The organism is Methylosinus sp. Sm6, assembly GCF_019802345.1.
GTDB lineage: Bacteria > Pseudomonadota > Alphaproteobacteria > Rhizobiales > Beijerinckiaceae > Methylosinus.
In genome coordinates, this window is the sequence record NZ_JAINDZ010000014.1 from 50779 (window position 1) to 75890 (window position 25112).

At 69.4% G+C, this 25112-nt stretch carries 17 protein-coding genes; 9 read left to right on the forward strand and 8 right to left on the reverse strand.

All coding sequences use genetic code 11. From position 1 onward, the window contains the following. Positions 1-183 precede the first annotated feature (183 nt). The 5 genes from K3F48_RS11290 to K3F48_RS11310 all read left to right on the forward strand — a co-directional run bounded on the left by K3F48_RS11290 (position 184) and on the right by K3F48_RS11310 (position 13505). Complete coding sequence (locus K3F48_RS11290; RefSeq protein WP_222575543.1) at positions 184-5286, forward strand: hypothetical protein; 5103 nt, start codon at positions 184-186, stop codon at positions 5284-5286. Positions 5287-5420: 134 nt separating this feature from the next. Then, on the forward strand, positions 5421-5777 hold the full coding sequence (locus tag K3F48_RS11295; protein ID WP_222575544.1) for a type II toxin-antitoxin system HicB family antitoxin: 357 nt from the start codon (positions 5421-5423) through the stop codon (positions 5775-5777). A 77-nt stretch (positions 5778-5854) separates the two neighbouring features. Then, a complete protein-coding gene (locus K3F48_RS11300) occupies positions 5855-11809 on the forward strand; it encodes an MG2 domain-containing protein (RefSeq protein WP_222575545.1) in 5955 nt (1984 codons plus the stop codon). Positions 11810-11968: 159 nt separating this feature from the next. Continuing rightward, a complete protein-coding gene (locus K3F48_RS11305; protein WP_222575546.1) occupies positions 11969-12490 on the forward strand; it encodes an Hsp20/alpha crystallin family protein in 522 nt (173 codons plus the stop codon). 70 nt (positions 12491-12560) lie between these two features. Beyond that, positions 12561-13505, forward strand: a complete 945-nt coding sequence (locus K3F48_RS11310) for an endonuclease/exonuclease/phosphatase family protein (RefSeq protein WP_222575547.1) — start codon at positions 12561-12563, stop codon at positions 13503-13505. 126 nt (positions 13506-13631) lie between these two features. Here the strand turns inward: K3F48_RS11310 and K3F48_RS11315 are convergent, their stop codons facing one another. After that, a complete protein-coding gene (locus K3F48_RS11315; RefSeq protein WP_222575548.1) occupies positions 13632-14576 on the reverse strand; it encodes a DnaJ C-terminal domain-containing protein in 945 nt (314 codons plus the stop codon). Positions 14577-14695: 119 nt separating this feature from the next. After that, positions 14696-15109 carry an RT0821/Lpp0805 family surface protein gene (locus K3F48_RS11320; RefSeq protein ID WP_255608869.1) on the reverse strand — a complete coding sequence of 138 codons (414 nt, stop codon included), beginning with the start codon at positions 15107-15109 and terminating at the stop codon, positions 14696-14698. A 149-nt stretch (positions 15110-15258) separates the two neighbouring features. Between K3F48_RS11320 and pdxH the strand changes: the two genes are divergently transcribed. The 4 genes from pdxH to K3F48_RS11340 all read left to right on the forward strand — a co-directional run bounded on the left by pdxH (position 15259) and on the right by K3F48_RS11340 (position 17372). Continuing rightward, positions 15259-15867: a pyridoxamine 5'-phosphate oxidase gene (pdxH, locus tag K3F48_RS11325; RefSeq protein ID WP_370631404.1), complete on the forward strand. Its 609-nt coding sequence runs from the start codon at positions 15259-15261 to the stop codon at positions 15865-15867. A gap of 119 nt (positions 15868-15986) precedes the next feature. Beyond that, positions 15987-16529: a TIGR02301 family protein gene (locus tag K3F48_RS11330; RefSeq protein WP_222575551.1), complete on the forward strand. Its 543-nt coding sequence runs from the start codon at positions 15987-15989 to the stop codon at positions 16527-16529. An 80-nt stretch (positions 16530-16609) separates the two neighbouring features. Further along, positions 16610-16867, forward strand: a complete 258-nt coding sequence (locus K3F48_RS11335) for a hypothetical protein (protein WP_222575552.1) — start codon at positions 16610-16612, stop codon at positions 16865-16867. Between the two features lie 4 nt (positions 16868-16871). After that, complete coding sequence (locus K3F48_RS11340; RefSeq protein ID WP_222575553.1) at positions 16872-17372, forward strand: hypothetical protein; 501 nt, start codon at positions 16872-16874, stop codon at positions 17370-17372. 108 nt (positions 17373-17480) lie between these two features. Here the strand turns inward: K3F48_RS11340 and K3F48_RS11345 are convergent, their stop codons facing one another. From K3F48_RS11345 to K3F48_RS11370, 6 genes are all read right to left on the reverse strand, one after another. Beyond that, positions 17481-19085 carry a cyclic peptide export ABC transporter gene (locus K3F48_RS11345; protein ID WP_222575554.1) on the reverse strand — a complete coding sequence of 535 codons (1605 nt, stop codon included), beginning with the start codon at positions 19083-19085 and terminating at the stop codon, positions 17481-17483. 67 nt (positions 19086-19152) lie between these two features. Beyond that, a complete protein-coding gene (locus K3F48_RS11350) occupies positions 19153-20343 on the reverse strand; it encodes an acetyl-CoA C-acyltransferase (RefSeq protein ID WP_222575555.1) in 1191 nt (396 codons plus the stop codon). Next, positions 20340-21389 (reverse strand): 3-hydroxyisobutyryl-CoA hydrolase, encoded by a 1050-nt coding sequence (locus K3F48_RS11355; protein WP_222575556.1) that lies wholly within the window; start codon positions 21387-21389, stop codon positions 20340-20342. Before K3F48_RS11355 ends, K3F48_RS11350 begins: the two co-directional genes overlap by 4 nt. Next, positions 21386-22309 (reverse strand): hydroxymethylglutaryl-CoA lyase, encoded by a 924-nt coding sequence (locus tag K3F48_RS11360; RefSeq protein WP_222575557.1) that lies wholly within the window; start codon positions 22307-22309, stop codon positions 21386-21388. The genes K3F48_RS11355 and K3F48_RS11360 overlap by 4 nt, the downstream gene beginning before the upstream one ends. Further along, complete coding sequence (locus K3F48_RS11365) at positions 22306-24294, reverse strand: biotin carboxylase N-terminal domain-containing protein (RefSeq protein ID WP_222575558.1); 1989 nt, start codon at positions 24292-24294, stop codon at positions 22306-22308. The genes K3F48_RS11360 and K3F48_RS11365 overlap by 4 nt, the downstream gene beginning before the upstream one ends. Next, positions 24284-25108 carry an enoyl-CoA hydratase-related protein gene (locus K3F48_RS11370; RefSeq protein WP_222575559.1) on the reverse strand — a complete coding sequence of 275 codons (825 nt, stop codon included), beginning with the start codon at positions 25106-25108 and terminating at the stop codon, positions 24284-24286. The genes K3F48_RS11365 and K3F48_RS11370 overlap by 11 nt, the downstream gene beginning before the upstream one ends. Positions 25109-25112: the final 4 nt, after the last annotated feature.

Below are 25112 nucleotides of genomic sequence, written 5' to 3' on the forward strand. Positions count from 1 at the left end.
CATAAACGGTTCGCGAAACGTCGACGCCTCCCTCTCCCGCGCAGCGGGGGAGGGTGAGGGAGGGGGCCTTCGGGCCTTCAATTTCGACGCAAGCCTCTGGAGCGGTTTCCGATCCACTCGGATCGAAAACTGCTCTAGGCTCGCGGACCGCGCGCGCGGCGTTCGGGGTGGCGGAGAGGTTGCATGAGACAGTCGAATTTTCGCGATCTCGCCGTTGCGGCGGCTCTGGTCGCCCTCGCGGCCTTCGCGCCGGCCTCATCGCGCGCCGCCGAGGAGCCGCCGCATTCACCGCCCGGCCGGTTCTCGGCGAATGATCTGCCGGCCGACCGCGACGGCTTCGCGCTGCTGACCATTGCGCGGCCCGGCCGCTATGCGGTCGCGGCGCGCAGCGCCACGGGCGCGGCGCTCCAGCTCGTCGACATGATCGCCGGCCCCGGCGAGGTCGCCGGCGCCGCCGGCTCGCGCGACGGCCGCCTCGACCAGCTGCTCGACAAGGGCGTCTACAAGCTGCGCGTCTTCGGCGCGAAGGGCGCGAGCGGCAGGATCGCGCTCTCCGCCGCGCCCTTCACGGAACTGCAGAAGGGCGGCGAGGCGCCGGCGCCGGGCCGGACGACAACCGCCGAGCTCGGCGATCTCACGCAGCGCTCCTATGCGCTGGAGGTCGGCGCCTCCGGGCGCGTCGCCGTCGAGGCGCTGGGCCGATCCCTGCGCGATTTGCGGCTGTGGCGCGCCGGCGGGGAGCTGGTCGATCTGTTGCCGGCGCGGGATCAGGCCGAGCCGCGCGCCGGGCGGCCGATGACCCGCCTGCGGCTCGAAGGGACGACAGAGCCCGGCCGCTATGTCCTCACCGCTTACGGAGGCGAGCCGCTGATCTGGCCCGACGGCGGGACGGCGCAGCCCCTCCTGCTCCGCCGGATCGAGCAGGGTTCGCTCGCGGCCGGCGTCGTCGATGGGACGCTCGGTCCCTTCGGCTCGGCGCGGTTCGAGGCGCCGGCGGGTTATGATGCGTTTCGCCTCGAGCTGCCGCAGCCGGTCGCAGCGCGGCTGGAGGCGCGCCGCGGCGCCGGCGCGCCCGCGGTCGACGTCATCGACAAGAAGAGCCGCGAGCCGGTCGCGCTCCTCTCGCTCGCCGCCGACGGCAAGACGGCGGCGAGCGTCGAGATTTCCGGCCTCGAGGGGCAGGCCTTCACCTTGCGCGCGCTGAAGCGGGCGAGTCGCGCGACGGTCGAGGGCTCCGGCCCGCATCTCGTCGCGCTCGACGTCGCCGGCGAGGGCGCGGACGAGGTCCCCGTGACGGCGCTGCTGGCGCGCGCGGAAAATGGCGGCGCCCGCGTGCTCGCCGCCGATCTGCCGAAGATCGGCGGCGGCCGCGCCTATCGCGCCAGGTTCAATCTGCGCGGCCCGACGACGCTGCTGTTCGAGGCGGCCGACAGCGGCCCGGTCGCGATCGGCGTCGTCGGCCCGCGCGTGCGCGCCATCATCGAGCCGGCGTTCGCCGCCGCCCCGCCGCGCGCCGACGGGCGCCTGCCCCTGCGCTATGATCTGCAGGCGGGCTATTACGCGCTGTCGCTGGAGCCGGTCGACGGCGCCGTCGGCGTTCTCGATCTGACGCTCGGACCGCCCGGCCTCTCGCCGGCGCTCGCGGCGCAGCCGCTCTCGCGGGCGGCGATCTCCTTCGGCCGGCAGGAGCTCGACAAGTCCGGCTCCTATTTCATCCTCGCCAATGCGGCCCCGGGCCTCGTCACCGGCCCCCGCGTGACCGCTCTCCCGGCCGAGCTGGAGAAAGGTCCGGCGGCGCTCTGGCGTTCGGCGGGCGGCGAAGAATTGCTGCCGGTCCGCGCTCCGCGCGCGGGCAAAATTCTGATCGTCGACGAAACCGGCGCGCGCCGTCCCGCATCCATCGCCGAAGAAAAGATCGACAAGGACATTCGGCTCGCGACGGTGCGCCTGCCCGCGATCTCCCGCCCGCAGGCCGTCGCCGTGATCCATGCGCCCGAGCCGGACGTCGCGGCGGGCGAGCCGGCGAAGGAGACGCCGGCCGTTTCTATCGCCGCCGCGCGGCCCGCCTGGTTCGATCTCGCGCGCGACGAGCGGCGCGAGTTCCGCTTCGAGGCGCCCGAGGGCGGACTCTACCGGGTGGAGACGCTCGGACGGCTGCAGACACGTCTCGCGCTCGGCGCGGCGGTGACGCCGCATCTCGGCGACGCCGAGAACAATGGCCCCGGGCATAATGCGCTGATCACCGCCTATCTGCGCGCGGGAGCCTATCGCGCCGCCGTCACCGCGCGCGAATCGGCCGGTCATCTCGGCCTGTCCGTGAAACCCGTCGCCCTGGCGGCGACCGCGCCGCTCGTCGGCGAAGGCGCGGCCAGCGCCGCGCTCGACGGCGGCCGCGGCGCGGTCGCGCCGATCGAGATCGCCGAGGCCGGGCTCTACCGGCTCGACGTGCAGGGCCTCGGCAGGCAATGGCGCGCGCGGCTCGAGGAGGCGGACGGCTGGCCGCTGACGACCCCCGGCCCGATCACGCATCTCGTCCGCCGCTTCGAGCCGGGGACCTATCGGCTGGTCGTGCTGCCCGAGGATGTCGAGGGCCGTTTCGTCGCCCGGCTGCGCAAGCTCGTGACGCCGGCGCCGCTCGCCGGCCATGGCCCGCATGCGCTGCCCTTCGACGCGCCGCAGAGGCTGCAATGGCGCGAGCCTTCGGCGAAGAACGCTCCGCGCGATCCGGATGTGTGGACCTTTGCGCTGGCGGGCGAGGCGGATGTCGAGATCGACATCGGCGACGGCATGATCGCCGAAATTTTCCGTGGCGCGGAGAGCCTCGGCAAATTCGCCATGGGCCGCAAATTTGCGAGGACGCTCGCCGCCGGCGCCTATCGGATCGAGGCGCGCAGCCTCGCCCATGACGATCGGCTCGACTACCAGATCACGCTCGCGTCGAGGCAATTGCAGCCCGGCGCCTCCCGCTTCGCGCGGCCGCCGGCGACCCTGCCTTTCTCCATCGCCGAGGACCGCATCGTCGATGTGACGAGCTTCGGCGACGAGGAATTGATCGGCGCGCTGGAAGACGAATCCGGCGCGGCGATCGAGCGGCTCGAGGGCCGGGCCGAGGATTGGAACCTGTCGCTGTCGCGCCGGCTGCCCGCCGGCGCCTATCGGCTGCGTCTCGACGCGCGGAAGGGCAAGGCGCGATCCGGCGGCGACGAATCCGCGGAGGGCGAGAACGAAGCCGGGCGGGAGGATCGGCCCGTCGAGGAAGCGGGGGAACGGGACGATCCCGCTGGCGTCGAGATTCGCCTCGCTCTGCCGGTCGCGACGCCGCGCGAGGCGCTGACCTTCTCGGGCGTTCGAACCCTCTCCGGCGCTGGCGCGCATGAGCTCGCGCTGCCCGTCGCCACCGATGGGCGGCTGATGCTCGTCGCCGCGCAATCCTCCCGCGAGATCGCGCTGTCGATCGAGAAGCGCGCGCCGGACGGGCGCTGGCTGGTCGTCGGACAGGACCGCGGGCTCGCGCCGGTCGCCGCTTGGCCCGCGCAGCTCGGCGATTGGCGCGCCGTCGTCTGGGTGGTCGGCGGCGCCGAGGCGCCCATCTCGCTCGCGGCGCGCAGCCTCGCGCGACCGGCCGCTCCGCTCGGCAATGCGATCCTGGAGCCGGCGCCGATCGAGGGGCTGACGAGCCGGCTCTGCGTCGGCCTCGTCCGCGCCCCCGGCGCGGCGCTGGTCTCGGTCGGTCCGGCGCCGGCGACGCTGGTCGCGGGATCTTCTCCCGGCAGGCTGCTCGAGTCCGCGCCCGCCGGCGCGCTCGCGCCGCAGTCGGAGGCTCTGTGGCTGCTCGCGCGCGGCGACTGCGCGGCGCCCGCCCGCATCGCGTCGCTCGCGCCGACAGCGGCCGAGATCGCGCTGACGCTCGGCGCCGGCGAGCGCGCCGTGCTGCCGACCGCCCCGCCGCCCTCCGGCAAAGCGCGTCTGTGGCTCGCGCGCGCGGCCTTCGGCCAGCCGGGCGTCGCCGCCGGGCGGGGCTTCGCCGTGGCGCCGGGCGCGGCGCTGGCGCTGGCGCTGGCCGGCGCGGAGCCCGCGCGCCTCTGGAACGCCTCCGGCGCCTCGCCGCTGCGCTTCGCCGCACAGCCGATCGACGTCGCCGTCGCCGCGCCGCAGCGCGCCGAGACGCTGTTCACGGGCGTCATCCCGCCTTTCACCGCGCAGCCGGTGACGCTGGAGGGCGCGGGCGGCTCGCTGGCGCTCGATCTTGCGAGCGGCCTCGCCGCTTTCTCCGCTCCGCAGGAGCCGCGCGTCCTCGCCGCCTTCGCCGACGCCGCGCCGCTCTCGCGCCGCCTCGAGGGGCCGCGCGAGATCTGGCTGGTCAATCCGACCGAGCGTCCCGCGCCGGCGCGCCTCGCCCTCGCGGCCGAGCGCTACGAGCCGCTGGCGGCGGGTCGCGTCGCCAAGCGCTTCTTCGGCGCGGCGGGGGAGACCGCGCATCGGGTCGAGGCCACTGCCGGCGACGTGCTGGTCGTCGCCGGCGGCGACGCGACTTTCGTCGGCGACGACGGGCGGGTCGCGCGTGGGCGCTCGCTGCGGCTCGGCGGACCCGGCGAGGTCGTGATCGCCCATGGTCCGGGCCTCGTCGCCGCCTGGATCGAGCGCGCCGGCGCATCGCCCTGGCCGTCGCCCGCTCCCCGCGCGGTGAGCGCGCCCTTCGCGACGGCGCTCGGCGGCGAGGCGCAGGCCTTCGCGCTCGATCCGACCGCGCCCGCCGTCCTCGACATTCGCGCGAGCGCGCCGGCCATCGTCGCCGTGACGCAGAACGGCGTGCGCGAGATTTCGACATTTCCGGCGGGCGTGGAGCTGCATCGCTTTGCAGCGCCGGGCCGCGTCCTCGTCGAGATCCTCTCGCCGCAGGACGGCCCGCTCTCCGGCTCGCTCACCCTGTCGACGACGCCGGTCATCGCCGTGACGGAGGGCGTCAATGCGCCCGTCGCGCTCGGTCCCGGGGGCGCGGCGCTGTTCACATTCGAGGTGAAGACGGCAGGCGAGATCGGCCTCGGCCTGCGCGCCGAGCCGGACCGCGCCGAGCTGCGGCTCCTCGACATCGCGGGCAAGACGATCGGCGAAGGCGCCGCGCAGATCACGCGGCTCGAGCCGGGCCGCTATTTTGTCGAGGCGCGCGCGCCCGTCGACGCGCCGGCGACGACGCTGCGCCTCTCCCTGCGCGGCCTCGCCCCGCCACCCTCCGGCCCGCCGCCGGAGGTGGTGGCGGAGTTCGCGGAAAAGGGCCGACGGAAATGACCGGAGCGGCGCGAAGCACGACAAATTCGCACATCCCGATCGCATGTCAAAATCATGGTCCCGCGTCACAAGACGCTGACGCCCGGCGTCGCGCGCAACATCGCCAGAGCCGCGGGATGGTGAGGGAGAACGCCATGCAACGCTTTTTCGCTCTGCTCGACGGAAAGCCGGGCGCTTATGGAGTGGCCTTTCCCGATTGTCCCGGCTGCACGGCCATGGGCGTCGATGAGAATGAAGCCTATTCCAATGCGATCGAGGCGCTCGGCGAATGGGTCCACGACGCCCGCGCGGATGGCGCAGTCCCCTCGCCGCGCAGCGTCGCCGCCTTGCGGCGCGATCCAGATGTGAAGGCGGCCTTGGCCGAAGGGGCCGTGTTTCTCTCGGTTCCGCTCATAGAGGAAACGGGTCGCCCCGTGAAAGCCAACATCTCCCTCGATCGTGGTTTGTTGGATGCGATCGACGAGGCGGCGAAGCGCGCCGGCCTCACATGATCGGCGTTTCTCGCGAGCGCCGCTCGCGCGAAGATCGAAGCTGCGGGTTGAATGGGAGGACGCCTCGAGGCGCTGCGATGAAACGTTCTTCCAATTTGTTCGACATTCACAGCGCCGTCATCGCCAGCGCAGCGAAGCGATCCAGAGCCGTGGGGCGGCCCCTCTATCGCTTCGTCGCTGCGCTCCTCGCGATGAGGAACGCCTGTTGCAAAGGGCATCCGATGCGTTTTGTCGCCATGGTCCTCCTCGCCTGCTGTTCGCTCGCAACGCCGCTGCGCGCCGAGCCGCAGGCTTTCGATCAGCTGCGCCGCGCCGATGGCGCGCGCGTCGTGCCGGAAAAATTCCTGCGCAGCTTCGATCCCATCACCGTCTTCTTCGATCGCGACGCCGGGCCGAAGGCGGGCGGACCCGAGGACGCGCATGAGAAATTCGTGAAGCTGTCGCCGGAGCCGGCCGGCGAGTGGCGCTGGATCGGCGCGCGCGCGCTGCAGTTCCGTCCCGCCGAGCCGTGGAAGCCGCTGGAGCGCGTCGGCGTCGAGGCCGCCGGCGCCGCGACGCGCCTCGTTGCGCTGCTGCCGACGCCGTCCTCGACGGAGCCGGGCGAGAGCGCCGAGCCGCTCGCCGATCTCGAGCGCATCACGCTCACCTTTCCGGAGCCCGTCGACCTCGCCGCGCTGTCGCGGCTGCTCACCATCGAATTGCGGCCCGCGCCCGGCGTTTCTCCGCTCGGCGGCCAGATGTTGACAGTGCGCGACTATGACATTCGCGCGCTGGAGCGCGCCGATCGCGGCGCCGGGCAGAGCGTCGCCATTCGTCTGCGCGAGCCGGTGCGCGACGGCCGCGTCGCCATTCTGCGCCTGAAGCTCGCCGACGAGCCGGGCCTCGACGACGAGACATTCGAATTGCGCGCGCGCTCCGCCGCGCCCTTCGCCGTCACGGAAGCGAGCTGCGGTCGCGGCTGGAGCGACGAGAAGCAGGACGGCGTGCTGCGCTGCGCCTTCGGCTATTCGCTCGCGGGCTCTGCCTCGTCGGCGTCGGAAGGCGAAGAGGAGAATGCGGCGCCCGCCTATCAGCCCGCCAATCGGCGTCGGCTGACGCTGACCTTCACCGAGCAGCCCGACGCAATCGACATTTTGCGCGCGCGCGAGGCGTTGCGGGTCACGCCGCCGGTCGATGATCTCGCGGTCGAGATCGATCATAAGAGGCTCGAGATCTACGGCAAATTTCTCTCCGATCGCGTCTATGAGCTCGTCGTTGCGCCGGGCGCCTTGCGCGATATCCGCAAGCGCGCGCTCGCCGCGCGCTTTTCGCAGCGCTTTGCGTTCGATCGCGACAGGCCGGCGCTCGCATGGGACACCGCGCAGGGCATCGTCGAGCGCTTCGGACCGCAATTGCTGCCTCTGCGCGGGCGCGGCTATGATCGCGCCGACATCCGCATTCATGCAATCGATCCGCTCGCGCGCGACTTCTGGCCCTTCCCGAAGGCCGGGGTCGAGACCGAGGATTCCGCACCGCCGCCGCTGCCCGGCAATGAGCCGGCGCGCTGGAGCGACAACGCCGCGCCGGAGGCCTCCGCCATCGCCGAGCGCATAAAGGCGCTGGGCTCGCCCGCGGTCTCGGCGCTGCTCGATCTCCCGATTCGCCGCAATGGCGCCGACGCCAAATTCGGCCTCGACCTCTCGGGCGAATTCGCCAAGATCGCCGGCGCCGAACAGCCGGGAACCTATCTCGTCGGTCTGCGCGCGGTGGACGACAAGAAGCGCCATTGGCTGCGCGCGCAACTGACCGATCTGACGCTGGGCGCGATCGAGGAGCGCGCGCGCGTGCGCTTTGCCGTCACCTCGCTTTCGACCGCCAAGCCGATCGCGGGCGCCGAGATCAGGCTCGAGGGCGTGAAGGACGAGAAGTTCGTCACGCTCGCGCATGGCGTCACCGACGCCTCCGGCTTCTTCTCTTACGATCCCGGCAAGCGCGCGGAGGCGGAGCTGCGCCGCGTCGTCGTGAGCAAGGGCCTCGACACGCTCGTCATCGACGCCAATGACGCGCCGTCCGAATATTCGCGCGAGAATTGGACGAAGCCCGACGGCGCCTGGCTCGCCTGGACGACGGAGCCCGACACGCCGCGCAAGGAGGAGCCGCGCATCCTCTGCCATGTGTTCGCCGAGCGGCCGATCTATCGGCCCGAGGAGCCGGTGCATGTGAAAGGCTTCGTGCGCGCTTATCGCGACGGCGGATTGAGCGTCGCCAAAACGGGCGGAACGCTCGTCGTCTCCGGCCCCGGCAATCAGGAATGGCGCATTCCGGTGAAGCTCGACGCTGCGGGGAGCTTCTATCACAAATTCGACGCGCAGACGCCGGCGACCGGCGATTATGCGCTGCGCTTCGAGCCCGACGGCGCCAAGGCGAAGAAGACGGAAGAGAGCGAAGGCGAGGAGAGTGAAACAGCGGCGCCGCAGACTGTCTCCTGCGGACAATTCCCGTTCAAGAAGGAGGCCTATCGCCTGCCGACCTTCGAGGTCGTGCTCAATGCGCCGCAGATCGTGCCGCTCGACGGCGAGTTCAATGTCGACCTTCTCGCGCGCTATTTCGCCGGCGGACTCGTCGCCGAGCGTCCGGTGAAATGGCGCGCCGTGCAATTCCCGCATCTGTTCCAGCCGCCGGGACGTGAGGGCTTTCTGTTCTCGACCGACGCGCGCTTCTCGGGCGAGGGAAAATTCAAATCCTCGCCGGTGCTGGAGCGCGACGCGCGCACCGACGCCGGCGGCGCCTCGCGCATGAGCTTCGACACCACCATCGAGCCGACCGCGCAGCCGCGCCGCTATTCGATCGAGGCGACGGTGACCGGCGAGGACGGCTTGGAAGTGCGCAATGTGCAGAATGTGATCGCCGTGCCGCCCTTCATGCTCGGGCTCAAGATCCCGCGCTATGTCGAGCGGCCCGGCGCCGTCACGCCGGAATTCATCGCGCTCGACGGCAAGGGCGAGGCGGTGGAGAATCTGCCCGTCACGCTGCGCTTCGTCAGGCGCAATTGGGTGTCGACGCTGCAGGCCTCGGACTTCGCGCAGGGCGCGGCGAAATATGTGACGCAGGTGATCGAGGACACGATCCTCGAGCGCAAGCTCACCAGCGCCAAGGAGGCGCAGAGAATAGAGCTCGAGGCGCGCGAGGCCGGCGTCTATGTCGTCCAGTTGGAGGCCTATGACCGCATCGGCCGGCGCCAGCAGGTGAGCGTCGATTTCTTCGTCGGCGGCAATACGCCGGTGACGTTTCAGCGGCCGCCCGCCTCCACCGCGACGATCGCGACCGACAAGCAGGCTTACGCGCCGGGCGAGACGGCGACGCTCATCATCCAGTCGCCGTTCCAGAATGCGCAGGCGCTCGCCATCGTCGAGCAGCCGAACGGCGTGTTCGATTATCAATTCGTCGACATCGCCAATGGCTTCGGGCGCTATGCGCTGACATTGAAAAAAGAGCAGACGCCCAAGCTCGCCGTGCATTTCCTCATCATGCGCGGACGCTTGAAGGACAGCGCGCCGGCGCCGGCGTCGAACATCGACCAGGGCAAGCCGGTGACGATCGCCGCGACCAAATGGGTCGAGGTGACGCCGGTGAAGAATATTGCGACCGTGAAGCTCGACTATCCCGCGAAAGCGCGGCCGGGACAGGAGGTCGAGGCGACGCTGCGCCTCTCCGACGATCTCGGCAAGCCGCTCGCCGGCGAAGCCACCTTCTGGATGGTCGATCAGGCGGTGTTGTCGCTCGCGAAAGAACGCCCGCTCGATCCGCTGCCCGATTTCATCGTCGAGCGCGAGACGAGGCTCGCGGCGCGCGACACGCGCAATCTCGCCTTCGGCAAGATTCCGCTGGAGGAGATTCCGGGCGGCGACGCCGGCCTCGACGAATGGGGCGCGGAAACCAATGTCAGCGTGCGCAAGAATTTCACGCCCGTGCCGATCTATCTGCCGAGCGTGAAGATCGGCGCCGATGGGATCGCGAAGATCAAGGTGAAGCTGCCCGACACGCTCACCGTGTTCAAGCTGCGCGCCAAGGCGGTGAGTGGGCCGGATCGTTTCGGCTTCGCGACGGGCGAGATGCTCATTCGCCAGGAGCTGGTCGCGCAGCCGGCGCTGCCGCGCTTCCTGCGGCGGGGCGATGCTGTCGATGTCTCGCTGATCGCGCGCGTGGTCGAAGGCCCGGGCGGCGGCGGCAAGGCGGCGATCACGGCGGATGGGCTGGCGCTCGCGAGCGATGCGCCGCACGCCTTCGCCTGGGTCGCCAACAAGCCCGCGCGCATAGACGTCGCGGCGACTGTTCCGGAGTCGGGCAAGGAGACGGCGACGCTGGATTTCCGTGTCGAGCGCGACGCCGACCATGCGCGCGACGCCGTGCAGATCGAATTGCCGATCGAGCCGGATCGTCTGCCCGTGCGCCGTTACGAGATCGTCGAGATTGCGCCCGGTGAGACAAAGACGTTTCCCGCAGCGCCCGATGACGCGCGCCCCGGCTCCTTCCGCCGCGAGATGACGCTCGCCGGCGATCCGGCGCTGGTGAAGCTCATGGCGGGCCTGAACGCGCTGGCCGAATATCCCTATGGCTGCACCGAGCAGCGGCTGTCGCTCGCGCGCGCGTCGCTGGCGCTGAAGAGCTTCGCGCCGATCCTCTCGTCGGCGGGGCTCGAGGGCCGCATCGGCGCCGATGTGCGCAACACGATCCGCGCCATCGACCAATCGATCGACGGCGACGGCCTCGTGGCCTTCTGGCCCCGCGCGCGCGGCAATGTCTCGCTCACCGCCTGGGCCTATTCCTTCCTCGCCGCCGCCGAGCGCGCCGGTGAGCCGATCGACAAGCCGCTCGCGGAGCGTCTCGCCAATGTGTTGAAGCTGTCGCTGCGTTCCGATTATCCGCGCCTGCTCTCCGGCGAGGAATTGCGCGAGCGCGTCGAGGCGCTGATCGCGCTCGCCGAGGGCGGCAAGCTCGACGAGTCTTACGTCGCCGAGCTGGCGCGCCACGCCGATGCGATGCCCAACGCCAGCGTCGCCGAGCTGGCGCGCGCCGCCGCGCGCGCGAGCGCCGGCGATCGCCGCATCGTCGACGCGCTGCTCGACATCATGTGGAGCCGCGTGAAAATCCTCTCGCGCAATGGCGTGCAATATTATGCCGGCCAGGCGGCGGACGCCGGCAATCCGACCATCCTGCCCTCCGAGACGCGCGCTCTCGCGGAGATGGTGCGCGCCACGGCGCTCGCCGCTCCGACGGATGCTCGGGCGGGCCTGCTGCGCGACGCGCTGCTGCGCTTGGGCGAAGGCGACGGCTGGGGCTCGACCAACGCCGACGCTGCGGCCATCGACGCGCTCGCGGACGTGTGGCGGCGTCCGCAATCGCCCTTGGCGATCGCGCTCGCGCAAGGGGACGCGGCGCCGGAGACGATCACGCTCGACGCGAACATGCCGATCCTGCGCAAGACGAGCGAGGCGCCCGCCGCGATCGCGATCGCCAATCGCGGACAAGCGCCGATCGTCGCGCTCGTCGAGACGCGCTACGAGCCGAAGGAGAGCGGCGCGACGGCGGCGCCGCTGAGCGAAGGCTTCGCGCTGACGCGCGAATTGCTGCGCGTCCGCAAGGCGGATGCGCCGCTCGAAAGAATCGCGGCGGACGACGGCGCCGTGAAGCTCGCCGTCGGCGATGTGATCGAGGAGACGGCGGAGCTCGTCAATCCGCAGGACCGCACCCATGTGGCGATCTCTCTGCCGCTGCCCGCCGGCTTCGAGCCGCTCAATCCGGCGCTCGCGACCGCGCCCGCCGAGGCGCAGCCCTCCTTCGCGCCCACTCTCGCGCCGACCAGCGTCTCCTTCGGCGACGATCGCGTGTTCTATGCCTATGACGCGCTGCCGAAAGGCAATTACCGCTTCGCCTTCCGCGCCAAGGCGCAGACCGCCGGCGTCTTCTCCGAGCCGCCCGGGCTCGTCGAGACGATGTATAAGAAAGGAGTCCGAGCGCAGAGCGCCGGCCGGCGCGTCGTGATCGCAAATTGAGGTCGAAGAGCGAGTCTTTCAGAGCCGACGGGCGGGTTTCCGGCGTTTCGCCGCATTGCCTTTCGCGTCCGCGCCCCTACGTCTGAGGCGTCCCATGCGGCGCGGCGCTTTGTCCTGCGCGAAGCCGGCGCGCCGATCCTTGAAGACGAGGAGGCGAAAATGGCGGAAGCCGAAAGCAAAGTTCCCGTGCGGCAGCAGAGGGAGACCGCGCCGAGCTCTGGCCTGTTCGACTGGCATCCGTTCGAGACGTTGCGGCGGCAGATCGACCGGCTGTTCGAGGACGCGCCGTTCCAGCGGGCCACGCCGAGCGACCTGGAGCCGTTCGGACGGTTCTCGCTCGGCTGGGCGACGACGCCGGCGGTCGATCTCGTGGAGAAGGACCAGGAGTATCAGGTCACGGCGGAGCTGCCTGGGCTCGACGAGAAGAATATCGAGGTGAAGCTGCACAATGGCTCGCTCGTCATCAGCGGCGAGAAGAAGGAGGAGCGCGAGGAGAAGGACAAGGGCTATTTCCTGTCCGAGCGCCGCTTCGGCGCGTTCCGTCGCGCCTTCCGCCTGCCGGAGGATGTCGATAAGGAGAAGATCGACGCGACCTTCACGAAAGGCGTGCTGACCGTGCGCCTGCCGAAGTCGGCCGCGGCGCAAAAGCCCGAGAAGGTCATCTCCGTCAAGGCGGCGTGACGTGCGGCTCGGGTGAATCGCTTCCTCTCCCGCGCGCCCCGCGGGAGAGGGGCGCGCGGGGGGCGCCCGCATGTCCACCGCTTTTCGGCTGGCGAGCTTCAACATCGAAAATCTCGACTGGTCGCCCGCTGGCGAAGAGGCGTTCGAGCAGCGGCTCGCCGTGCTGCGTCCGCTGCTCGCGGCGATCGCGGCCGATGTTCTGTGCCTGCAGGAGGTCGATGCGCAGCGGCCGGCGCCGCATGCGCCGCGGCGCTTCATCGCGCTCGACCGGCTCGTCGCCGGCACGCTCTATGACGGCTTCTCTCGGGCGACGAGCCTGCGTCCGGGGACGGATGCGCCGGCCGACATTCACAATCTCGCGATATTGAGCCGCTGGCCGATCGTCGAGACGCGCCAGCTCCACCACGACATCATCGCGCCCTGGCGCTGGACGCCCCCCGCTGCGCCGGCGCCTGTCGAGATCCTGTTCGATCGCCCGGCGCTCTATGCGCGCATCGCGCCGCCGAACGGGCCCGCGCTGCATGTGTTGAACCTGCATTTGCGCGCGCCCCGCGCGGTCCCTCTGTCCGGGGCGAGCGGCGCGCGCTGCGGTCCCGCATTCGCCGAAGGACAATTCCTCGCCGCGCAGAAGCGCGAGGGCCAGGCGCTGGAGACGCGGCTCTTCGTCGATCGCCTCTTTGCCGATGACGAGGGCGCGTCGATCGCGGTCTGCGGCGATCTCAACTCCGAGGGCTTCGACGCGCCGGCGCGCATCTTGCGCGGCGCGGCGGAGGAGGATGCGGACGCCCCTTTCGCGCTCGTCGCCCTCGCCGAGCGGGCGCCGCAGCCGGCGCGCTACAGCGTCATTCATGCGGGACGCGAGACGCTGCTCGATCACATCCTCGTCTCGCGCGCGCTCGCCGCGCGCTGCGAGCGGGTCGAGATCATGAACAAAGGCCTCGCCGACGAGGCGACCGCGCCAGATCCGATTCTCGGCTCGCTGCACGCGCCGATCATCGCGAGCTTCGGGGCGTAAGGAGCCTCGAAGTATGCTCCGGGACGGCGCGGCGGCGTGACCCTTCGAGACGCCCGCTGCGCGGGCTCCTCAGGGTGAGGGGACTGGTTACCCCGACAGGCCATGCTCCAGAAAGCGCTCTCGCGCTCACATCCCCTTGCGCGGATCATAGGGCTTGCCGCCGCGCCATTTCTGCGCGAAGGCCTCGAGCTCCGGATCGGCGTCCGGCAGCACGATCTTCAGCGTCACATAGAGATCGCCCGCCGCCTTGCCGTCGCCCGCCGGCAGGCCCTTGCCGCGCAGCCGCAGCACGCGGCCGCCATTGGAGCCGGCCGGCACGGTGAGCTCCACCTTGCCGCCGAGCGTCGGCGCGGCGACCTTGGCGCCGAGCACGGCCTCGTAGAATGTGATCGGCAGATCGAGCTTCAGATCGCGGCCGGAGACCATGAACAGCGGGTGCGCCGCGACCTTCACGGTGACGATGGCGTCGCCGGGCTCGCCGCCGGGCGGGGCGGCGTGGCCCTGGCCGCGCAGCCTGATCTGCTTGCCGTCCTCGAGGCCGGCGGGAATCGCCACCTCGAGCGTGCGGCCGTTCGGCATCAGCACGCGCGTATGGCCGCCCTTCACCGCCTCGGGGAGCGAGACGGTCACCTGCAGCGCGATGTCCTCGCCGCGGCGCGGGGCGCGACCGCGCCGGCCGCCGGCGCCGAAGAGATCGGCGAAAATGTCGGACGGGTCGAATCCCGCCCCCTGGCCGGCTGCCCCCGGCCCGCCGCCGCCGAAATGAAACTCGTAATTCTCGGCCCCGCCCGGCCCGCGCTGCCCGCGCGGAAAACCGCCCGGCCCGGCGCCGAAGCCCTCGAAGCGCGGCTTGCCCTCGGCGTCGATCTCGCCGCGGTCGAACTGCGCCTTCTTCTTCTCGTCCCCGAGAATCTCGTAGGCGGAGTTGGCCTCGGCGAATTTCTCCTTGGCCTTGGGGTCGTTCTTGTTCTGGTCGGGGTGATATTTCTTGGCGAGATGGCGGAACGCCTTCTTGATCTCGCTCGCGGTCGCCGTCTTGGCGACGCCCAGGACGTCATATGGATCGCGCATATCTCGGAAAGCCCATCGGTGCGTCCGCCACGAGAGCGGCGCGGACGCTCGTGTCTGCTCGTCTATTTGGGAGAAGATTGGCCGCGGCGCAAGGATGCGTCACAGTTTCGTGACCTTCGTCAGACGCCGGCCTTGCGCCAGGGCCGCACCTCGATCAGCGCCCAATCCGCCGTCCGCTCGCGGCAGGCGGCGCCCTGCAGGCGCTCATGCGTCTCTTTCGTCTCCACCTCCGCGCGAAAGGCGCGGCACACTCTGCCGTCGGAAGGATAAGGCGGGCCGAGGGGGGTGAAGGAGCCCTTGGCCTGCGTCTGCGGATTGTCCCAATTCACGCTGGCGCCCGCGCCCTGCGGATCGAGCGCGACGCCCAGCGCCGCATCGGCGCGCCGCCGATCCTCCTGGTCCAGCGCCGAGGAGAGCTGCGGCGCCGCGGGGCGAATGGAGCCGGTGACCTCGTCGCTCACATTGCCGCTCCAGGCGGCTGGCTCGCCGCCGGGAATGGCGAAGGAGCAGGAGGCGAGCGACAGCGCCGTCAAGCTCGCCCCGAAGAAGCGAATGGCGCGAATCGACGTTTGAGAAGCGGCCGCGGCGGCGCTAGATATGTGTCGCCGAATGTGCAATGCGCCAACCTGTCGCTCGAGGATCGCCGCGCGCCTGTCGCCCGGCGGCAGCTGAGGATTTTGTCGTGGAAGCGTTAACGCCGGGTGACTTCTCCGATACGGGCGAGCCTTTTGCGCTGTTTCGCGCCTGGCTCGAGGAGGCGAGGGAGCGAGAGCCCAATGACCCCGAAGCGATGGCGCTCGCGACAGTGGACGAGACCGGCATGCCGGACGCCCGCATGGTGCTGCTCAAGGAGTGGACCGAATCGGGCTTCGTCTTTTATACCAACGCCGAAAGCGCCAAGGGGCGACAACTCGCGGCCACGATGAAGGCGGCCGCGCTTTTTCACTGGAAATCTCTGCGCCGGCAGGTGCGCCTGCGCGGCCCGGTGGAGCCCATCGCGGACGCCGAATCGGACGCCTATTTCGCCAGCCGCCCGCGCGACAGCCGCATCGGCGCCTGGGCCAGCCGCCAGTCGCGCCCGCTCGAGAGCCGCTTCGCGCTGGAGAAGGCGGTGGCGGTCGAGGCGGCGCGCTTCGGCTTCGGCGACGTGCCGCGCCCGCCCTATTGGCGCGGCTTCCGCATCGTCCCGCAGGCGATCGAATTTTGGGCCGATCGGCCGTTTCGCCTGCATGACCGCCTGCGTTTCACGCGGGCGGAGGCGGGCTGGACGAAGGACCGACTCTATCCTTGAGAGCGTCATCCGATCCGAATGGATCGGATGACGCTCCAGCATTCTTTAGCTCGAGCGAATTCTGATCGATCGAACGATTCCGTTCGATCGGAACACGCTCTAAAGCGAGAGAGCGAGAGATGAAGCGCCTTTCTGTTTGCGTCCTCGCGGTCTGCCTCGCCGTCGCCGGCCCCGCGCGCGCCCAGGATTTCCTCTCGAATCTCTTCGGCGGCTGGGAGCGGCCGCATGCGGCGCCGGCGCTGCCGGCGGAGCGCAAAGCCGCCGCGCCGCCCAAGGCCAAGAAGGCGAAGAAGGCGGCCAAGGGCGCCCCGCCGCCCGCGCTCGCCGGCGCGCCGCAGCCACAGCCGGAAGGCCCGCCGCCGCCCTATGAGCCGCAATTGCTGCGACTCTCCGAAATCCTCGGGGCTCTATCGTTTCTGCGCGACCTTTGCGGAGACGCCGACGGCGAGGAGTGGCGCGCCAAAATGGCCTCGCTGCTCGACGCCGAGGCGAAGGCCGGGCAGAGGCGCGCCAAGCTCACGGGCGCCTTCAACCGCGGCTTCCACGGCTATGAGACGACCTATCGCAGCTGCACGGCTAACGCCCGCTCGGCGATCGCGCGCTATCTCGACGAGGGCGGCAGAATCGCCCATGACATCGCCTATCGCTATGGCGCGTCCTGATGCGTGGTCATACGGAGGCCGTTAACCGTCCGGCAAGGACCCGTCTCGCGCCTTTCCTCACGCTTGTCTAAAGTGATTTTATGACGCGCTCTCCCCTCTCCGCAGTCGACGACGCCGGCGGCTACGACCAGCGGCAGGCGGCCCTCTCTTATGTCGCCGAAGCCTTCGCCGAGGCGATGCTGGCGGGGATCGAAAGCGATTCCTTCGCCCATGCCGCGCTTTCGGCCGCGCTGCACGAACTCGTCTCGACCTATGGCGAGGAGGAAGTGGCCATGTTCGTCGAACGCCTGCCGAAGCGCCTGCGCAACGGCGAATTCTCGACCGGCGCGCGGCACTGAGCGCGTGACGCGCGCGCGCAAGACGCCTGCGGCCGAAGCCGTTTCCGATACTCTGACGGACCTCTCCCTGTTGTCCGCCGCGACGCGCGCGATGCGCGAAAAAATTCTCGCGGCCTGCGAGACAGGCGACATCGAAGCGCTGCGCATTCCGATCGACTGGAACGAATTGCGCCCGATGTTTCAGCGCGGCGGCGCGCCTGCCGATCCGATCGAAACGCTGAAGGCGCTGTCCTTCGATCGCAAGGGACGCGAGAGCCTCGCGCTCGCGAGCGCCGTGCTGGCGCAGCCTTTCGTGAGAATCGCGCGCGGACCGGTCACGCTCTACGAATGGCCGGCCTATGCGCGCCATCCCGCGCCCCCCGCGGATGAAGATGCGGCGCGCGCGCTCTGGTCCTGCGTGCGCTTTTCCGATCTCGCACGCTCGAACGCGGAAGGGCGCCCGCATGTGACGCGCCTCGCCATAGCGGCGGACGGCGTGTGGCATTATTTTTGGAGTGTCGATTGAATTTTTCGGCGACGAGTGGCGCGCCCTCTCCGATCTGCAGTCTTTGAAGAGCGAGCCTGAAGGCTCGCTTCTCGAGGCGCCTTGATCGCCGCGGCGAAGACGACAGCGTCAAACGATCTTCCCCTCCATGATATGAATCACCCGATCCGCCGCGGCGAAATAGCGATCGTCATGCGAGACGCAGATCAGCGTCTTTCCGCGGCGCTTCAGATCGGGCAGGATCTCGCTGTAGAAAGCGCGGCGAAAGGTCGGGTCCTGCTCGGCGGCCCATTCGTCGAGCACCATCACGGGGCGCCCTTCCGCAAAAGCGGAGACCAGCGCGAGGCGCTTGCGCTGGCCGGCCGAGAGCGCCGTGGTCGAGAAGACGCCGTCGACGATCGCCGTCTTCGCCGACAGCTCCATGCGCGTGAGATAATCATTCGCCGCCTCCGCATTATCCGCGTGCATGGCGACGTCGTCGAACAGGCAATAGTCGAAGAACACCGCTGAGAAGCGCTGGCGATAATCGTCGCGATCGGCGTCGCCGACCGGCGCGCCGTCGATGAGGATTTCGCCGGAGGTCGGCGCATAGAGGCCGAGCAGCAGCTTGATCAGCGTCGTCTTGCCGCTGCCGTTCTCGCCCACGACGAACAGGGTTTCGCCGCGTCGCACCTCGAGATCGATCGGCCCCAGCGCGAAGGGCGCCGTCTCCTCCTCGGAGGAATAGACATAGCTCACGCCGCGAAGCTCGATCGTGGAGAAATCCGCCGCGCCGACGTCGCCGCGCGCCCAGCTCTCCGCATTGGCGAGCTCGTCGCGCAGCTTCGCGATCTGGCGGAACGACGTCTCCGCGCGTCCGAACATCGGAATATAGCCGACGATGTAATTGACCGGCTCGCGCAGAAACAGCATCGCCACGACGAAGGCGCCGAGCGTCTCCTTCGGCTCGCCCAGAGCCTGCTGCGTGGCGAGCAGCACGCCGATAACGATGAAGGCCGAGCCCGATTCGAGCGCTTCGATCGCGGTGAATTTGGTGAAGTTGCGATGCGTGAGCTCGCGAATTTCGTCGATCTTCGCGAGCAGCCGCTTCTCGCGAAAGCGCGCGCGGCGAGGCTGATGGAGCCGCAGCTCCTTGCAGCCTTCGACCAGCAGGTCGAAATCCCTCTGCAGGCCCTCGCGCGCCTCGCGCTCGGCGAAGAACAGCGCATAGGCCGAATGGAGCAGGCGCCGGACGAGAGAGATGCGAAAAGCGCCGGCGAGCGCCGCCGCGCCGGCGAGCCGCCAGGAAATATAGAAGAGATAGGCCGCGCATCCCGTGGCGGTAAGAATGGAGACGAGCAGATAGGGCAATCCGCGTATGAAGTTGGTCAGTTGCTCGACGTCGTGATTGAGGGCGACGATCATGCGGTGCTTCTGCATCCGCTCCAGAACCGCGATCGGCGCCTTCAAAATGTCTTCGACGATCGATTTGCGCAAATCGGCCATCACGCTCTGCACGATCCAGCTGTTCGCGCGAAAGGAGCCGATCTGGACGGCGATCATGAGCGGACAGAGCAGAACGAATCCGAGCGCGTTCCAGGGCGAGGGGCCATTCTTCAGCGCGTCGTCGATCAGCGCGAGACTGCCGACCGTGGCGAGGCTGCCGAGCGCGCCGAGCGCCATGGCCGAGAGCGCGAGAGGCAAATAGGGACGCAGCAGGCCCGCCGCGACCCGGCCGAGTTCGAAATTCCGCATCTGAAAGCCCTTGGGTTCAAGGGCATGTTACGTGAGTCGCAAAACGAGCGCCAGCGTGGCCGTGGGCTCAGACGATCGTCTCGATCGCCACCGCCGTGGCCTCCCCGCCGCCGATGCAGAGCGCCGCGACGCCGCGGCGCAGATCATATTTGCGCAGCGCCGCCAGCAGCGTCACGACGATGCGGGCGCCGGAGGCGCCGATGGGATGGCCGAGCGCGCAGGCGCCGCCATGCACATTGACTTTTTCCGACGGCAGCCGCAGCTCGCGCATCGCCGCCATCACGACGACGGCGAAAGCCTCGTTGATCTCGAAGAGATCGACGCTGTCGAGCGGCCAGTCGATTCGCTCCGCGAGCTTGCGAATGGCGCCGATGGGCGCGGTCGGATAGAGATGCGGAGGCCCGGCATGAGTCGCATGAGCGTGCATGATCGCGAGCGGCGTCAGCCCGGCGCGCTCGGCGTCGCCGCGACGCATCAGCACGAGCGCGGCCGCGCCATCGGAGATCGCGCTGGAATTGGCCGCCGTCACCGTGCCGCCCTCGCGAAAGGCCGGCTTCAAGGATGCGATGGAGTCGAGCTTCGCCTTCCTTGGCAGCTCGTCCCGCGTGACGCTCGTCGTCGTCTTGCCGTCGCGCGCTTCGATCGGCGTCGTCTCCCAGTCGAAAACGCCCCCCTCCACCGCCTGCTGCGCGCGCCGCAGCGATCGCTCGGCATAGTCATCCTGCATCCGGCGCGTGAATTGGAGCGCCGTCGCGCAATCCTCGGCGAAGGCGCCCATGGGCTTGCCCTCGTCATAGGCGTCCTCCAGACCGTCGAGGAACATATGATCGATCAACCGGCCATGGCCCATCCGATAGCCGGCGCGGGCGCGGCCGAGCAGATAAGGCGCATTGCTCATGCTCTCCATGCCGCCAGCGACGATCGCGTCGGCCGATCCTGCGCGCAATTGATCATGCGCGAGCATGATCGTCTCCATGCCGGAGCCGCACATCTTGTTGATGGTGGCGCATGCGACTGCATCGGGAAGCCCCGCGCCGAGCGCGGCCTGACGCGCGGGCGCCTGCCCCAATCCGGCCGAGAGCACGCAGCCCATCAGCGCCTCGTCGACGCGCTCCGCCGGGAGCCTGCTGCGCGCCACAGCGGCGCGGATCGCCGTCGCGCCGAGCTGCGGCGCGGTCGCGCCTTTCAGCTCGCCGAGCAGCGCGCCGATCGGCGTGCGCGCCGCGCCGACGATGACGATCGGATCGCTATTGCTCATGTCCAGGCCCTGAAATTCGGCTCCGGCTCGCCGCCGCTCGCGAGCAGAGCGCCGATGGAGTCGTCGTCCACCTGCTCGAGCGTCGCCGGCGACCAGAGCGGCTTGCGATCCTTGTCGATCACGGCGGCGCGTATGCCTTCATAGAGATCATGCGATCTCAGAAGATTGCAGGCCGCGCGATATTCATCGAGCAGGCAGTCCTCGAGGCGGTCGGCGTCGGCGGCGCGCTTCAGCAGCAAGGATGTCAGCTTCAGGCTCGTCGGCGATCGTGAGGCGATCGTCTCCGCAGCCTTGCGCGCGAATTCCGAGCCTTCGGAGCGGAGCGTCTCAATCGTCTCGCCGACACTTTCCTTCGCCATCGCTCGACGCAGCAGCGACTCGTGCTGCGCCAGCGGCCCGAGCCCCGAATGCCGGGCGAAGCGCGCGAGCAGCGGACGAATATCGTCCATCGTCGCCGCCTCGCGCAGCTCGCGAAGAATCTCCGGCAGCGCCGCCGAGTCGACGAGCACGTCGGCGAGGCCGGCGCTGATGGCGTCCTGCGGGCCGACGCTCTCGCCCGAAAGCGCCATATAGAGACCGACGCCGCCATTGCGCGTCAGCAGCCATGTGCCGCCGACATCGGGAATGAAGCCGATGCCGGTCTCGGGCATTGCGAGCCGTGTTCGCTCGGTGACGACCCGATAACCGCCATGGGAGCCGAGCCCGACGCCGCCGCCCATGACAATGCCGTCCATCAGCGCGACATAGGGTTTCGGAAACGACGCGATGCGCGCGTCGAGCTCATATTCCTCGCGCCAGAATGTCGCGTAGCGGCCGCGCTGTTGCGGCGGCAGCTCATACAACGCGCGAATGTCGCCGCCGGCGCAGAAGGCGCGCCCGCCTTCTCCCGTCACGATCACCGCGACAATGTCGCGATCGGCGCCGAACTCGTCCAGCGCGCGCGTAAGCTCGCGCACCATCTCCAGCGTGAGCGCGTTGAGCGCCGCGGGACGATCGAGCGAGATCGAGCCCGTGCGCCGCCTGCGGGAGACGATGATGTTGCTCATGCGGCGCCGTCCTCCCGCTGGCGCCTCGCCTGCAGCGCGCGCGCCGTCTTGGCTCGATTGGCGCGTCCGAGCCGCTCGGATATGAAGTCTCCCGCCGCGATCGCGGCGGTAAGATCGACGCCCGTCTCGACTCCGGACCGCTCCAGCATATAGACCACATCTTCCGTCGCGACATTTCCCGTCGCGCCCGGCGCGAATGGACAGCCGCCGAGACCCGCGATCGAGCTGTCGACCACGTCGACGCCGAGCTCGAGGCAAGCGAAAATATTGGCGAGCGCCTGGCCGTAGGTGTCGTGGAAATGCACGGCGAGACGGCGGAGCGGCACGTCGCGCGCGACTTCCTCGACGAGCCGCCGCGCCGCAATCGGCGCGCCGACGCCGATCGTGTCGCCGAGCGAGATTTCCTCGCAGCCGAGCGCGGCGAGATCGCGCGCGAGAGCGGCCACTCTGCGCGGCGCGACGTCGCCTTCGTAAGGACATCCGAGCGCGCAGGAGATATAGCCGCGCACGCGCAGGCCGGCGCTCAGCGCCGCTTCGACGACCGGCGCGAAGCGATCGAGGCTTTCTTCCACCGTGCAGCCGATATTGGCGAGCGAGAAGCTTCGAGACGCCGCCGCAAAGACGGCGACGCCGCCGACGCCGCAGGTGATCGCCTCCTCGAGCCCGCGCAAATTGGGCGTGAGCACGTCGAGGCGCTCGCGCAATGACGGCTCGAGCTCCTCGATAACCCGCCTCGTCGTCGCCATTTGCGGCACGCGCACATGCGAGACGAAGCTGCCCGCTTCGATTTCCCATAGGCCCGCCGCTGCGAGCCGCTCGATCAGCTCCGCCTTGGTCGTGACCGATATGATGGCGGTTTCGTTCTGCAGCCCGTCGCGCGGGCCGACCTCGACGATGCGCACGCGCTGAGGCAAATTCATGCGGCCGCTCCCTCGGCGAAGACGACGAGCGTCTCGCCCTGTTTCACCATGTCGCCGATCGCGGCGTGAATCTCGGCGATGCGCGCATCGCGCGGCGCCGCGAGCGCGATCTCCATCTTCATCGCCTCGAGCATGACGAGCGGCGCGCCTTTCCGCACGTCTTCGCCCGCCGTGGCGAGCACCTGCGTCACGCGCGCCGGCAGCGGCGCCGAGAGCGTGTCGACAGCGTTTGCGGCGCGGCTCGGCGCCGCGAGCGGGTCGACGAGCTCCAGCCTGCGCTGCGCCGCGCCGAGCGCGACGACGAAGCCGCTCTCATCAGGGACGATGACCAGCGAACGTCGGACGCCGTCGACGCGCAGGCTCATGCGCGGTCCATTTGCTTCGGTCTCGACCCTATGCGAGGACCCCGCCATATCGAGCCGGAAGCGCGTCGCATCGAGAGGCGCCACGACGAGCGCGAGCTCGCGGCCGTCCGGCCTGAAGGCGAGTCTCGATCCGGCCGCCGCATTCATGCGCCAGCCGTCGAGATCGTCGAACGGCGTCGCCGCCTTTGTCGCGGCGCGCAGGCGCGCAAGCCAAGCGGCGGCGCTCGCCGCCAGAATAAAGGTCAGATCGGATGCATCGAGCGTGTCGGCGTCCGCTGCGAGAAGTTCGCCGTGGCGCGGCAGAAATTGCGTGTCGATCGCCGCAGCGACGAATTCCGCGTTGGCGAGGATCGACGTCAGCAATCGCAAATTCGTCTCGACGCCGATGATCTCATAGTCGCGCAAAGCCCCGAGCAGGCGCGCGCGCGCCGCCTCGCGATCCTCGCCCCAAGCGATGATCTTGGCGATCATCGGATCATAGAAGGGCGTGATGGCGTCGCCCTCGCGCACGCCGGTCTCGACGCGCAGCGACGCGCTCGCCCGAGGCTCGCGCAGATAGTCGAGCCGTCCTGTCGAGGGCAAGAAGTCTCGAGCCGGCTGCTCCGCATAGACCCGCGCCTCGATCGCAGACCCGCGCGTCTCGATCTCGCCCTGCGTCTTCGGCAGGGGCTCGCCCGCGGCGACGCGCAATTGCCATTCGACGAGGTCCTCGCGCGCGATCATCTCGGTGATCGGATGCTCGACCTGCAGCCGCGTGTTCATCTCTAGAAAAAAGAACTCGTCCTTTTCGACCAGAAACTCGACCGTGCCGGCGCCGACATAGCCGGCGGCCCGCGCTGCGGTCAGCGCCGCCTCGCGCAGGCTTTCGTCGAGCGTGCGAGGCAGCAGCGGCGCCGGCGTCTCCTCGATGATCTTCTGGTGACGACGCTGGATCGAGCAGTCACGCGCGGCGAAGGCGACGCAATCGCCATGTGAATCGCCGAAGATTTGCGCCTCTATATGGCGCGGCCGCTCCAGCCGCTTCTCGAGCAGAACGCGGTCATCGCCGAAGGACGATAGCGCTTCGCGCTTCGCGCTCTCGATGGCATCGCGCAGCGCGTCGGCGTGCGCCACGACGCGCATGCCCTTGCCGCCGCCGCCGGCCGACGCCTTCACGAGAAGCGGATAGCCGATGCGCTCTGCGGCGCGCGTCAATGTCTCCATGTCCTGAGCGCCGTGATAGCCCGGAACGACGGGGACGCCGGCCTGCTCCATCAGCGCCTTCGCCTCCGACTTCGACCCCATGAACCGCATCGCGCGCGCGGACGGGCCGATAAAGACGAGTCCCTCCGCCGCGCAGCGTTCGGCGAAATCGGCGTTCTCGGAGAGAAATCCATAGCCCGGATGCACCGCCTCGACCTTTGCCGCGCGGGCGACGGCGAGGATCTTCTCGATCGAGAGATAGCTCTCGCGCGCAGGCGCCGCGCCGAGCGGATAGGCCTCATCGGCGCGCTCGACATGCAGCGCATGGGCGTCGGCGTCGGAATAGACGGCGACCGTCGCGACGCCGAGACGTTTCGCCGTCGCGATGATGCGGCAGGCGATTTCTCCGCGATTGGCGATCAGCAGCCTACGGAACATCTCGCCCTTTCGTATCGGTTCGCCAGGCAGGCGGACGCTTCTCGAGAAAAGCGGTGAAGCCCTCGCGACCTTCCTGCGATATTCGGCGCCCGGCGATCCGCTGCGCCGTTTCCCTGCTCAACTCCTCGTCGAGCACGCGCTGCGCGAACAAAAAGCACGACTCTTTCGCTTCCCGCAGCGCGCCGGGCGCGGCGGCCAGCAATGCATCGACGATTCGCGCGCAGACCGCGTCGAGCTCCTGCTCCTGCGCCACCTCATGCGCGAGCCCGATCTCGCGCGCGCGGATCGCGGTGATGACCTCGGCGGTCAGAAAATAGCGCCTCGCTTGGCGCGGGCCTATCGCGCGATGGACGTAAGGGCCGATCACAGAGGGTGTCAGCCCGATCTTCACCTCGCTGAGGCAGAAGCTCGCCGTATCGGCCGCGACAACGATATCGCAACAGGAGACGAGTCCGACGCCGCCGCCATAGACGGCTCCGCGCACCAGCGCGAGCGTCGGCTTGGCGAGCCGATCGAGCGTTTGCATCAGCTCGGACAGCAGAAGCGCGTCGCGCTCATTCTCCTCGAAGCTCTCCGCCGCCATGCGCTTCATCGATTCGATGTCGCCCCCGGCGCAGAAGCTGCCGCCGGCGCCGGCGAGCAGCACGACGCGAACGTCCTCGCGCGCTTCGAGCCGACGCAGCGCGCCTATCGTCTCGGCGACGAGCGCGGGGTCCAGCGCATTGCGACGCTCGGGCCGATTGAAGGTCACTCTGGCGACGCCTCGCGCGTCGATGGATTCGAGAAGAGTGGAGGATTCGAGAAGAATGGACATGGCG